Consider the following 14,551-nt stretch of genomic DNA (forward strand, 5'->3'; position numbering starts at 1 on the left):
AGCTATGAAAAGGATATATAAAATAACACTTTTAGTTGGTATAACTATTTTAGTTTCATCTTGCCACAATAATTCGGCACCGAACTATCAGTATTTCCCAAATATGTATGAGTCTGTTGCTTACGAGCCATATTCAGAAGCAAAAATATTTAAGGGAGGAAAAGAAGGGCAGCTTCCTGTTGCAGGAACTATAAATAGAGGTTTTGAACCTTATGAATATGAAAATTCAACTGCTGGTTATGAGTTAGCTAAAGCTAATTTAAAATCACCTTTGACTGAAGAAGAAAAAAATTCTGGAAAAGGTAAAGAGCTTTTTGAAATTTACTGTATCAGTTGCCATGGTGCAACTGGTAATGGTAAAGGTAAATTGGTTGAAAGAGAAAAATTTCTTGGAGTACCTAGCTATAAAGACAGAGAAATCACAGAAGGAAGTATCTTTCATGTTGAGACTTATGGTTTAAATGCAATGGGTTCACATGCAAATCAATTAAGTGCTCACGAACGTTGGTTAGTTGCTGACTATGTTCTGAAACTAAGAAGCCAATTATAATTGTTGAACAAACTGATCGTAATAGATATGTATACATTTTCAAGTAAATTAAAAACTTTTTCTATCATCTTAATGGCCGTTGGTTTATTAGGAATTGGGTATGGTTTTTTAAGTGCACCAAAAGATATTAAAGAAGTTGAAAAAATACTAGCTGCAGATGAACATGGTTCTCATGGTGCGGCGCATGAAGAAAAAGCGGAGGCATCTCACAAAGAAGCAGGTCATCATGAGGCTGCTGAAGTTGCACATGACTCTCATAAGGGAGCTGAGCATGCAGAAGTTTCTGGTGCGAATGAGCACGAAAAACATTTAGAGCACGTATTACACCAATTGCAAAATAAGCCTTGGTCTGCTTTATATGTAGCTTGTATTTTCTTTTTACTGCTTTCGATGGGAGTTTTAGCTTTCTATGCTATTCAACAAGTTGCTCAGGCAGGTTGGTCTCCAGTTTTATTTAGAGTTATGCAAGGTATAACAGCTTATTTACCAGCTGGTTCTGTCATCTTCTTCATAATCTTAGTTTTATGTGGATTACACTTTAATCATATATTTGTTTGGTTAGGTGAAGGTGTAACAGATCCTAAAAGCCCAAATTATGATGCTATTATCGCAGGAAAATCAGGGTACTTAAATTTCCCATTTTGGATTGCAAGAGCATTTATCTTTTTGTTAGGATGGAACGTTTACCGTTATTTTTCTGCAAAAAACTGTTTAGCTCAAGATGAAGCAAATGATGATTTTTACTATAAAAAGAATTTTAAAGCTTCTGCAGGATTCTTAGTGTTCTTTATCGTTTCTGAATCTATTATGTCTTGGGATTGGATTATGTCTTTTGATCCTCACTGGTTTAGTACATTATTTGGATGGTACGTATTTGCTTCTTTCTTCGTAAGTGGTATTACTGCTATCGCATTGGTAACGGTTTACTTAAAATCTAAAGGATATTTAGAATATGTAAATACAAGCCACATCCACGATTTAGCTAAATTTATGTTCGGTATTAGTATTTTCTGGACTTATTTATGGTTCTCTCAGTTCATGTTGATCTGGTACGCTAATATTCCAGAAGAGGTAACTTATTTTATAACAAGAATTCAACTTTATAACCTTCCTTTCTTTGGAGCGGTTGTTATGAACTTTGTTTTTCCACTATTAATATTGATCAATACAGATTTCAAACGTCTTAACTGGATTATTGTTATGGCTGGTGTTGTAATATTATTAGGTCATTATGTTGATTTCTTTAATATGATTATGCCTGGTACTGTAGGAGACAAATGGTTTATTGGAGTTCCTGAAATTGCATCGATTCTTTTCTTCTTAGGTTTATTTATATTTGTTGTATTTACTGCATTAACTAAATCTCCTTTGCTTGCAAAAAGAAATCCTTTCATCGAAGAAAGTAAACATTTTCATTATTAATATTTAAAGAAGTAAACAGATGACAAGTTTGTTGGTAATTATAGTTGTAGTTTTATTAGCAGTTGCATTATGGCAATTGACGAAGATATTTGATCTTACACAGGTTGGAGCTTCTTCGAACGATTCTCAGGTTGCATCTGATAATGATAATAACATTCAAGGATATATTATGTTTGGCTTTTTAGCTTTCATTTATATATTTACTATTTATGGTCTATTAAAATGGGGAGGTTTAGCTTTGCATACTCCTGCATCAGAACATGGACTATTGGTAGATAATTTAATGAATATCACTTGGGTTTTAATTTTCTTAGTTCAATTTATTACACAAGGTTTATTATACTGGTTTTCTTTTAAGAATAGAGGTAATAAAGATAAAAAAGCATTATTTTTTGCTGATAGTAATAAATTAGAGGCAATTTGGAGTATCATTCCTTCTGTTGTTTTAGCTTGTTTAATTCTTTATGGATTATACGCTTGGAATAACATCATGTTCGTTGATAAAGATGAAGATGTAATTGAGATTGAATTATATGCTCAACAATTTAAATGGACAGCTAGATATGCTGGACAAGATAACGTTTTAGGAAAAGCTAACGTACGTTTAATCGAGGGAGTAAATACATTGGGAGTTGATATGTCAGATCCTAATGCTCAAGATGATATCGTAGTTTCAGAATTGCATATTCCTAAAGGTAAAAAAGTTCACTTTAAAATGCGTTCTCAGGATGTATTGCACTCAGCTTACTTTCCTCACTTTAGAGCACAAATGAACTGCGTTCCAGGTATGGTTACTGAATTTGCTTTCATTCCAACTTATACTACTTCGGAATATAGAGAATTACCATTTATGGTTGAAAAAGTTGCTAACATTAACAAACTTAGAGCTGCAAAAAGCATTGAGTTAGTTGCAAAAGGAGGTACAGCTTTAGATCCTTACACATTTGATTACTTATTATTATGTAATAAAATTTGTGGAGCTTCTCACTATAACATGCAAATGAAAGTTGTAGTTGATACTCCAGAAGATTACAAAAAATGGTTAAGCGAGAAAACTACTTTAGCTCAAGATATTAAAGCGGCGGCTGCTGCTGAGAAACCAGCTGAAGGAGCTGCACCAACTACAGATACTGCTGCAAAAGTTATCGACACTGTTAAGACAGTTGTTGATACTGTAAAAGCTGCTGTAGCTAAAGTTGCGATGAAATAATATTATTAAGAAAATTTAAAGTACAAATATATGTCAGCAGAAGCGCACGGTCACGATCACGGACACGATCACGAGCACGAACATCATCATAAAGACACGTTCATTACTAAATATATTTTTAGTATTGATCACAAAATGATTGCTAAACAATACTTGATTACTGGTATTGTTATGGGAGTAATTGGGATTGCAATGTCCTTGCTTTTCAGAATGCAATTAGCGTGGCCAGAGGAGTCTTTCAAAATATTCAATGTTTTATTAGGAGATAAATTTGCACCTGATGGTGTAATGGCAAATGATATTTATCTGGCTTTAGTTACAATTCACGGTACCATCATGGTATTCTTTGTACTGACGGCAGGTTTAAGTGGAACGTTTAGTAACTTATTGATTCCACTTCAAATTGGAGCAAGAGATATGGCATCTGGATTTATGAATATGATTTCATACTGGTTGTTTTTCTTATCTGCAGTTGTAATGTTATGTTCTTTATTTGTTGAAGCTGGACCGGCATCTGCAGGATGGACAATTTACCCTCCTTTAAGTGCATTGCCGCAAGCAATTCCAGGATCAGGAACAGGTATGACATTATGGTTAGTATCTATGGCTATTTTCATCGCATCTTCTTTGATGGGATCTTTGAATTACATTGTTACTGTACTTAACTTAAGAACTAAAGGAATGTCTATGACTAGACTTCCTCTTACAATTTGGACATTCTTCGTAACAGCTATTATTGGTGTTATTTCGTTTCCAGTATTATTATCTGCAGCTTTATTATTGATTTTCGATAGAAGTTTTGGTACTTCATTCTTCTTATCTGATATCTATATTGCTGGTGAAGTTTTACATTACCAAGGAGGTTCTCCTGTATTGTTTGAGCACTTATTCTGGTTCTTAGGTCACCCTGAGGTTTACATCGTAATCTTACCAGCGATGGGTCTAGTATCTGAAATTATGGCTACAAATGCTCGTAAACCAATTTTCGGTTACAGAGCGATGATTATGTCAGTTCTTGCAATTGCATTTTTATCAACTATCGTTTGGGGTCACCACATGTTTATTTCAGGTATGAATCCTTTCTTAGGATCTGTATTTACTTTTACAACTTTATTGATTGCTATTCCATCTGCTGTAAAAGCATTTAACTGGATTACAACTTTATGGAAAGGTAACTTACAATTTAACCCTGCAATGTTATTCTCTATCGGAATGGTTTCTACTTTCATTACTGGAGGTTTAACAGGAATCATTTTAGGAGATAGTACTTTAGATATTAACGTTCACGATACTTACTTCGTAATTGCTCACTTTCACTTAGTAATGGGTATCTCTGCACTTTACGGAATGTTTGCTGGTATTTACCACTGGTTCCCTAAAATGTACGGAAGAATGTTAAACAAAAACTTAGGTTATATCCACTTCTGGGTAACTGCAGTTTGTGCTTACGGAGTTTTCTTCCCAATGCACTTTATCGGATTAGCTGGTTTACCAAGACGTTACTATACTAACACAAACTTCCCATTATTTGATGATTTACAAAATGTGAATGTTTTAATTACAACATTTGCTCTTATAGGAGGTGCGTTCCAATTAGTATTCTTATACAACTTCTTTAGCAGTATTTTCTACGGTAAAAAAGCAACTCAAAACCCATGGAAATCTACTACTTTAGAGTGGACTACTCCAGTAGAACATATCCACGGAAACTGGCCAGGAGAAATTCCTCACGTATACCGTTGGCCGTATGACTACAGTAACCCAAATCATGATGTAGATTTTGTTCCTCAAAATGTACCAATGAAAGAAGGTGAAGAAGTTTTACACCACTAAAAATAATATAAAAGGCTATCAGAAATGATAGCCTTTTTTCTTTAGTTAAAGTTCTAAACGTTCAGTTGAACTATTTTACAAACTAATTAGTTTATATATCTTTGTAGGATGAATGAAAATCTAGATCCTACTACTAAAGGATATAACTCAGAAGAGTTAGATCTTGAAAAAAAATTGCGTCCGCTGTCATTTGATGATTTTGCCGGACAAGATCAAGTTTTGGAAAATTTGAAAGTCTTTGTTGCGGCTGCAAACCAACGTGGAGAGGCGCTTGATCATGCTCTTTTTCATGGTCCTCCAGGTTTAGGAAAAACTACTTTGGCTAACATATTGGCTAACGAATTGCAAGTTGGGATAAAAATCACTTCAGGACCTGTTTTGGATAAGCCTGGCGATTTAGCTGGTTTACTAACCAACTTAGACGAACGAGATGTTTTGTTTATTGATGAAATTCATCGACTAAGTCCTGTTGTTGAGGAGTATTTGTATTCGGCAATGGAAGATTTCAAGATTGATATCATGATTGAGTCTGGACCAAATGCAAGAACTGTGCAAATCAATTTGAATCCTTTTACTTTGATTGGAGCGACTACTAGATCGGGATTATTAACGGCCCCTATGCGTGCCCGTTTCGGAATATCATCACGTTTACAATATTATACTACCGAGCTTTTAACAACTATTGTTGAGAGAAGTGCTTCTATATTGAAAATGCCTATTGATTTGGAAGCAGCTATTGAAATTGCAGGAAGAAGTCGTGGAACTCCTCGTATTGCTAATGCATTACTAAGACGTGTTCGCGATTTTGCTCAAATTAAAGGAAATGGAAGGATCGATTTAGAAATTTCAAAATATGCCTTAAAAGCATTAAATGTTGATGCTCATGGATTGGACGAAATGGATAACAAAATATTGTTGACCATTATCAATAAATTTAAAGGGGGGCCAGTTGGGCTTTCAACTTTAGCGACAGCAGTTAGTGAAAGCAGTGAAACAGTCGAAGAAGTATATGAACCCTTTTTAATTCAGGAAGGATTTATAATGAGAACGCCTCGAGGTAGAGAAGTTACGGATAAGGCTTATAAGCATCTTGGAAAAGTAAATATGAATAATCAGGGAGAATTATTTTAATACAAATAGAATGTCTATAAGTAAAAAATATAATTACCCGACCAGACTTTCAATATTGAGATTTTTTAAAGATGCTGAAGGAGTTCGAAGAAATCCAATTCCTTTTCACAAAAGATATTTTGAGAAATTTGGTGATTCTTTTTCTATTAGAATTGGCTTTACGAGGCATATAATTCTATCACGAGACAACGATGTTGCTCAATATATTTTAGTTAAAAATCAAAGAAATTATAATAAGTCCAAATTTCAATCAGTATATCTTTCAAAATACTTGGGAAAAGGTCTTTTAACGAGTGATGGAGATTTTTGGTTAAAACAAAGACGTCTTATACAACCTGCTTTTCATAAACAAAAGATGAATCAGCTGGTTGATAATATGAATAAAACGATTACTGCAGAAGTTGATCATTTAGTAGAAGATAAATTTTTGGATGTCTTTCCTGCAATGAGCCAACTTGCTTTTAATGTTGTTGCGAAGTCTTTATTTGAATTTTCAATTTCGGAAGAAAAACTTCATAGGATTAAATTCATAATAGAAGAAGTTCAGACGTTTTTAGTTAAAGAAATCAGACTTCCTCATAAGGCATTATGGTTTTCATTAAGTGGGCAAGTTCGAAAACATTTAAATTTAGCAGAAGAAAATAATAAGATTATTCAAGAAATTATTGAAGGAAGAAATGCTTCGAAAGAGGAATTCAATGATCTTCTTAATATGCTTATGGAGACCCGATATGAAGATACGGGAGAGAGCATGTCTATGCAACAATTGATTGACGAAATCAAGGTTTTATTTATTGCGGGTCATGAAACTACAGCTAATGCTTTAACTTTTACACTTCATTTTCTGGGAAGATACCCTGAAATCCAACAAAAGATTTTTGATGAAATTACAGAAATAGAATCCCAGACTGATAATATTATTGAACAGCTTCAGAAAATGACTTATACAAACGCGGTTTTAAATGAATCGATGCGTTTGTATCCTCCTGCTTGGATCACAGATAGAGAAAATGTTGAAGATGATTCTTTAACTGAATTTAAAATCAAAAAAAAGACATTAATTGGGGTGTCATTTTATGAGTTACATCGTAATCCAAAGTATTGGAATAATCCAGATGAATTCATTCCAGAAAGATTTTTAGGAGAAGAAAAGAAAAAGTCAATGCAGTACTTTTATCCTTTTGGAGCAGGTCCAAGAATGTGCATAGGAACTGGTTTTGCTATCTATGAAATGTGTTTGGCAATTTCACAGATTGTCAAAAAGTATGAGATTAAGGCTAAAAATGAAACGGTTAAGTTTAATCCTTTGGTGACTTTAAAACCAGTTAATATTGAAGTTTCATTTTCAAAAAGATGAGTATTAATTCGAAAGAGACATATTCAAAGTTCATAAAAGAAGAAGCCAAAAGACTTGGCTTTCTTTCTTGTGGCATATCTAAAGCGGGATTTTTAGAGAAAGAAGCTCCTCGACTTGAAAATTGGTTGAAGAACAATCGCAATGGTCAGATGGCTTATATGGAAAACCATTTTGATAAGCGTCTAGATCCAACTTTATTGGTTGATGACGGTAAGAGTGTTGTTTCACTTTTACTTAATTATTATCCGGATTCAACTCAAAACGACGAAAGTTTTAAAATTTCCAAATATGCTTATGGGCAAGATTATCATTTTGTAATTAAAGATAAGCTGAAAGAGTTTTTACATTCGATTCAAGAAAATATCGGAGATGTTTCTGGACGAGCTTTTGTCGATTCTGCACCTGTTTTAGATAAGGCTTGGGCTGCTAAAAGTGGTTTGGGTTGGATTGGAAAAAACAGTAATCTGATTACTCAAAAAGTTGGCTCTTTTTATTTCATTGCCGAACTTATTATTGATTTAGAATTAGAATACGATTATGCAGTTACAGATCATTGCGGGTCTTGCACGGCCTGTATAGATGCATGCCCAACACAAGCAATTGTGGCTCCTTATATTGTAGATGGAAGCAAATGTATTTCTTATTATACGATTGAGTTAAAAGAAAATCTTCCTGAAGAAATGAAAGGAAAATTCGATGAATGGATGTTTGGTTGTGATACCTGCCAAGATGTTTGTCCATGGAATCGATTTTCTAAATCACATTCAGAGCCTTTATTTAATCCTAATCCCGATTTACTTTCTTTTACTAAAAAAGACTGGATTGATATTACCGAAGAAACTTTTAAACAAGTTTTTAAAAACTCTCCTATTAAAAGAACAAAATTTGATGGCCTAAAGCGTAATATCAAGTTTTTGCAATAATATATTTGATTTTTTTATTTAAAATGCTAATTATCAATATTTTATTGGTAATTTTCTTTTTAGCTTTTTTTGTTTTTCCTACGTTTAATTGCTTATTTATCAATAAATTCTGTAAGAATTTAAAATTGTTGCAATTATTTAAGAAAATTCTCTTCCTTGATTATCAAATGTTTACTTTTTTTTAATTTTTAATTGATAAACAGTTGTTAAAATCTGTTGTTCAACGAGTTTATGTGTACTTTAACGAAATAATAAGGTCTGTTTCAATTCTCGATATACTTTCGCGCTTTCCAAATCTACTTAATTTAAAACCTGAGAGACTTTTATAGTCTTTACGTTACTATATGGCAATGGTCTGCATAATGTCTTTCTTATATGTAAGTCTTGAAAAAACTTTTTTAAGTTTTTTAAAATCCAATATATTTTTTTTCACGTATCTCATCAAGATGCTAAAAACGATCATCCGTTTTTTAGTGTCTAAAATTTCTGTTCCACAAACTCAAGTTGTCTATGCGTAACTTTACTTTTTGTAAGTCTGGATTTTCTAGACTAATTTTTCTTATTGTCTTTTTATTGCTAAATGCTCACAGCGTTTCAGCTCAATTTTTCACAAAACATTATATAGCACCTGCACCGTGGCAGTATTTTAGTAGAGCAAATGAAATAATAATTGCTACAAATTCTACTAGTCCGGTAAGTTTTACTATAACAAAAAGTGATGGTAGTGCCGTTAGTTTAACCAAAGACGGAACAGCTATTAATTCAAATTCGCTTACCACTGTAAAAGGAGCTCCAGCAGTTTATAGATTCGTAGGAGATCCAAATACTGCGGCTTTAACTTTTAACAGTGCTGGTACTGTTTACAATGATAGAGGTATAATTGTTACTAGTACAAATGGAGCTGTTTCTGTAAATTTAAGAAACATTGCATCTGATGCGATTGGGCAAGGTGGTGATTCTAATATTAAAGGAAATGCCTCATTGACTAGTTTTGGCGATGCAGGTATCGGTGTGGAATTTCGAGTTGGGTATTATCGTAATATGGGAACATCTGACCAAGAAAGACCTTTTTATAGTGTAATGGCAATTGGTAATAATACGCAAGTAAAAGTAAATGGAAGTGTAGTAACAACGTTAGGAGCTGGGCAAAGTTATTTGTTCAATGCAGCGATTGGTTCGTTGGTTGAGTCTTCAGGACCAGTTGTGATGAATACGGGTGTACGAATAGATACTCCAGTGGCATGTGGTGACGGAACGTTTGATCAATTACCGCCAGTATCGGTTTTAGGGAAAGAGTATTTCCTTGAAAGAGGAAAAGGAAATGATACAGCAGAACAGACAACTATTGTAGCAACTAAAGATGGTACAACGATAACAATAAATACTTATAACGCTACTAATGGTAATGAAGTAGGTTCACCTGTAACAATAACACGAAATGCAGGGGAGTATTATACTTTTAAAAATGGTGTTTCAGGCACGCAATTTACATCATCAAGAATTTCGGCGACTAATAACGTTGCTGTTTATTCTGGTACTGCAGATGGTTGCGAAGTCGATATTTCGACAATTGCACCTGTATCGGCATGTGGAGGATCTAATTTTGTTGAAACTTCGACTTTTAAAGGATATACTAATGGTTCATTAGATTATTTTGGTTATGTATTGCTAAAAAGTGCAACTGATTTAGTTGTTTTAAACGGTACTAGTTTAGAGCAAACTATGGGAACTACTCGTCGTCAGTTAGGATCAACTGGTTGGTACATAATAGACTTCAATAGAGATAAAATAGGGAATCCAAATACAATTTCTCTTAATAGTGATGCAAAGCTGACAGTTTCTATAGCTCAGCAGGGTAATGGTTATTCAATGGCTGCTTTTTTTTCAAATTTTGCACAACAGCCAGCAGCTCCCAAAGAAACTTATATTGGAGGAAGTAGTTGTCTAAAACAATCAGCAACTTTAACAACAGATGCTGGATTTTCACCTTATGAATGGCGTTATAATGGGACTGTTATTCCAGGACAAACTTCAAATACTATAACGGTTACTAAGACTGGATCTTATACCGTAACATCAACTTTATCTTGCGGGATTAGTTCACAATCAACTCCTATAACAGTTACACTTTGTAGTGATGTTGCTGTAGAAAACAAGGTTAATGTTTCTAGTCAGTGTGTGGGTTCAAACGTAATTTTTACTGTAACAGCTAAAAACTTAGGACCTTCAAATGCAGAAGGTGTTTCGGTAACAGATAAGCTTCCTTCAGGATATACTTATGTTTCTTCTACGGTTCCAGCGGGAACTACTTATGATAGTGCTACAGGAATATGGACTGTGTCTGGTTTAGATAGTGGGGCTAGTGCAGTCCTTACCATAACTGCTACAGTTAAGGATACAGGAACTTATTCTAATACTGCAACTATTACATCATCTAATGTGGATGATCCTACTGCTAATAATAGTGCTACAGCTACAATAACGTCAAATGCTTTACCAACGGTAACCCTTAGCACAAATAGTCCTGTTTGTTCAGGGTCAAATGCTGTTTTTACCATATCAGGAATATCAGGAAATGTTGTTACCTATACAGGAGCTGCTTCTGGAACTGTAACAATAGGAACAGATGGAAAAGCTACGGTTACAATATCTAATGTAACTGGAAATATTACCTTAAATTTAACGAATGTTAGTGATGGAACTTGTAGTCGTGCATTGACAGTTAATGCAACAGTAACAGTAAATTCGCTAGCAGCAAAACCTTCAATTTCGACAGGAGGGGCAACAACATTTTGTGAAGGCGGAAGTGTTCAGCTTACTTCATCAACGTCGTCAAACTATCAGTGGTATAAAGATGGAGTTTTAATTAGCGGAGCGACAAATAGAAGATACACTACTACTGCTAGCGGTTCATATACAGTTATTACTAATAACGGAACGTGTTCAAGCTTACCATCAGATGCTACAGTAGTGACTGTAAATTCATTACCAGTTGCCGCAACTCTTAGTACAAATAGCCCTGTTTGTTCAGGTTCAAATGCTGTTTTTACAATATCGGGAACATCTGGAAATGTTGTTACTTATACAGGAGCTGCTTCGGGAACTGCAACAATAGGAACAGATGGAACAGCAACTGTTACAGTATCAAATGTAACTGCAAACGCAACTTTAAATTTAACTAATGTTAGTGACGGAACTTGTAGCCGAGTATTAACAGTTAATGCGACAGTAACAGTAAACTCTAGACCAATAACACCTTCAATTACAGCAGGAGGAGCAACAACATTCTGCGAAGGCGGAAGTGTTACGCTTACTTCATCTACATCAACAAACTACCAATGGTATAAAGATGGAGTTTTAATTAATGGAGCAACAAGCAGAAATTACAGCGCTACAACAAGCGGATCATATACAGTTATTACAAACAATGGAACTTGTTCAAGTTTAGCGTCTGCAGGTGCAAGTGTGACAGTAAATTCACTGCCAGCGACACCTTCAATTACAGCAGGAGGAGCAACAGCATTCTGCGAAGGCGGAAGTGTTGTGCTTACTTCAACGACATCAACAAACTACCAATGGTATAAAGATGGAGTTTTAATTAATGGAGCAACAAGCAGAAATTACAGCGCAACAGTAAGCGGATCATATACAGTTATTACAAACAATGGAACTTGTTCAAGTTTAGCGTCTGCAGGTGCAAGTGTGACAGTAAATTCACTGCCAGCGACACCTTCAATTACAGCAGGAGGAGCAACAGCATTCTGCGAAGGCGGAAGTGTTGTGCTTACTTCAACGACATCAACAAACTACCAATGGTATAAAGATGGGGTTTTAATTAATGGAGCGACAAGCAGAAATTACAGCGCAACAGCAAGCGGATCATATGCAGTTATTACCAATGAAGGAGCTTGTTCTAGTACAGCATCAGCAGGAACTACGGTAACTGTAAATGCATTGCCAGTTGCTTTATCGTTAACGGGAAGCACAATTTGTGTTTCGCCAGGAGGAAACGGATCAATTTCTTCTACAACTTCAGCAAATGGAGTAAATTACCAATTATACGATTCTACTGATACAGCAGTTCAATCTACAAAACCCGGAAGCGGATCTGCATTGTCATGGAGCAATCTTTCTGTTGCAAATGGTTATTATGTAGTTGCTACTAATGCAACAAATTGTACCGCAAAAAGTAATGTAGTTAATATTGCTACTAATCCAAATCCAACAATTTCGATTGGAGGAACATTAACAGCTTGTTTAACAACTACTTTGACTACAACAACCAATGCAAGCTCGCCAACTTACATTTGGTATAAAAATGATGTTGCGATTTCTGGTGAAGTATCATCTTCATTAGTTGTAAATGCAGATGGTGATTATAAAGTAAAAGTTAGAAATACAGTTACAGGTTGCGAAGAGACTTCAGCTGTTTCAACTGTAAAAGTTAGTGACACAGAAAAACCTGTAAAGCCAACTTTAGCAAATATTACAGCAGAATGTTCAGCAACAGTAACACGTCCGACAACAACAGATAATTGCGCTGGAACAGTAACCGGAACAACATCAGATCCATTGACTTATAGCGCTCAAGGTACTTATACGATTAACTGGAGTTTTGCCGATGGAAATGGAAATACAGAAACAGCTACTCAAAAAGTAATTATAAAAGATACGCAGAAGCCATCAATCATCTGTCCATCAAATGTGACAGTTTCGGCAGATGCCAATTCATGCGTTGCAACTGGAGTAGTTTTAGGCACTCCAACAACATCAGACAATTGTACAGGAGCTGTAGTGGTAACAAATAATGCGCCGTCAAGCTTCTCAATCGGAAATACGACAGTAACTTGGACTGCAACAGATGCAGCAGGAAATACGCAAACTTGCACGCAGATTGTAACAGTTAACGATACTCAAAAACCTTCAATTATTTGTCCATCAAATGTGACAGTTTCGGCCGATGTTAATTCATGTGTTGCTACTGGAGTGACTTTAGGTACACCTACCACATCAGACAATTGTACAGGAGCTGTAACGGTAACAAATAATGCGCCGTCAAGCTTCCCACTAGGAAATACGACAGTAACTTGGACTGTAACAGATGCAGCAGGAAATGCGCAGACTTGCACGCAGATTGTTAAAGTAATTGGTTCTATTGAAGCAAATGATGACACTATCTCTTCGTCAAAAGGAATATCTGGAGGAGTTGTTATCTCTAATATTTTTGATAACGATATTTTAAATTGTAATAAAGTTAATATTAATGATGTTGATGTTACGGTGACTTCTTTACCATCAGTGTTAAACTTTGACAATGCAACAGGAGCAGTTTCTGTTAAACCAAATACGCCAACAGGAACTTACACTTTTGATTATTCAATTTGTGAAATTGCTAATAATGGAAATTGTAATTCGGCTACAGTAACAGTAAAAATAGTAAATGATTTAGTTGCTGTTAATGATGATTTCGGGACAAAATCTTCGGGATCGTCAGCGTCAAATATTGGTAACGTTAAATCAAACGATACTTTAGGCGGAGCAGCAGTTACAGCTGGAAATACAGCTGTTACGGTTAGTTCATCAGAACCATTAAGTGTTGATGCTAATGGAAACGTAACTCTTGCAGCAAATACACCAAGCGGAACATACAGCATTACATACCAAATCTGCGAGAAAAATGCTGATCCTGCGAACTGTGAAACAGCTACCGCTAAAGTTAAAGTTGTAAATGCAATAGATGCAGTAGTAGATTCGATTGATCCAATTAATGGAAACATTGGTGGAACTACGATATCATTAATAGGAAATGACACTTTGAATGCTAATCAAGCTGTAATTGGAACTAATTCTGGGGAAGTTACAATAAGTATTGTTGGAACTTTACCATCAGGATTAACGTTAAATGCAAATGGTACTATTACAGTAAATGCAGGAACTCCAAAAGGGAATTACAGTGTAGAATATACAATATGTGAAGTAGGTGCAGTGCCTGCAAACTGCGACTCGGTTACTATTACTGTACCGGTAACGGCAGGAAATCTAGTGGCGAATGCAGATGAGATTCCATCAGTTTTAGGATCGAATGTTCCTCAGACTTTAGGGAAAAACGTTTTTGACAATGACAC

8 protein-coding genes are annotated in these 14,551 nt (G+C 35.0%); all 8 read left to right on the forward strand.

Annotated elements, in window-relative coordinates; genetic code table 11:
• The first annotated feature begins 4 nt into the window (after positions 1-4).
• Entirely contained in the window at positions 5-550 is a 546-nt protein-coding gene (locus tag ACE01P_RS22780) for a cytochrome c (protein WP_111379237.1), read from the forward strand.
• Positions 551-577: 27 nt separating this feature from the next.
• Positions 578-1,972: a quinol:cytochrome C oxidoreductase gene (locus ACE01P_RS22785; RefSeq protein ID WP_379701361.1), complete on the forward strand. Its 1,395-nt coding sequence runs from the start codon at positions 578-580 to the stop codon at positions 1,970-1,972.
• Positions 1,973-1,991: 19 nt separating this feature from the next.
• Positions 1,992-3,182 carry a cytochrome c oxidase subunit II gene (locus tag ACE01P_RS22790; protein ID WP_379701362.1) on the forward strand — a complete coding sequence of 397 codons (1,191 nt, stop codon included), beginning with the start codon at positions 1,992-1,994 and terminating at the stop codon, positions 3,180-3,182.
• 30 nt (positions 3,183-3,212) lie between these two features.
• Positions 3,213-5,015: a cbb3-type cytochrome c oxidase subunit I gene (locus ACE01P_RS22795; RefSeq protein ID WP_379701363.1), complete on the forward strand. Its 1,803-nt coding sequence runs from the start codon at positions 3,213-3,215 to the stop codon at positions 5,013-5,015.
• Between the two features lie 108 nt (positions 5,016-5,123).
• Positions 5,124-6,146 (forward strand): Holliday junction branch migration DNA helicase RuvB, encoded by a 1,023-nt coding sequence (ruvB, locus tag ACE01P_RS22800; RefSeq protein WP_379701364.1) that lies wholly within the window; start codon positions 5,124-5,126, stop codon positions 6,144-6,146.
• Positions 6,147-6,156: 10 nt separating this feature from the next.
• The gene (locus tag ACE01P_RS22805) at positions 6,157-7,503 is read left to right on the forward strand and encodes a cytochrome P450 (protein WP_379701365.1); all 1,347 of its coding nucleotides are present in this window, start codon (positions 6,157-6,159) and stop codon (positions 7,501-7,503) included.
• On the forward strand, positions 7,500-8,426 hold the full coding sequence (gene queG, locus ACE01P_RS22810) for a tRNA epoxyqueuosine(34) reductase QueG (protein ID WP_379701366.1): 927 nt from the start codon (positions 7,500-7,502) through the stop codon (positions 8,424-8,426). The genes ACE01P_RS22805 and queG overlap by 4 nt, the downstream gene beginning before the upstream one ends.
• A gap of 510 nt (positions 8,427-8,936) precedes the next feature.
• Positions 8,937-14,551, forward strand: a 5,615-nt coding sequence (locus ACE01P_RS22815; protein ID WP_379701367.1) for an HYR domain-containing protein, incomplete at its 3' end; no start/stop codon positions are given.

This window comes from Flavobacterium sp. HJSW_4 (genome assembly GCF_042436695.1).
GTDB lineage: Bacteria > Bacteroidota > Bacteroidia > Flavobacteriales > Flavobacteriaceae > Flavobacterium.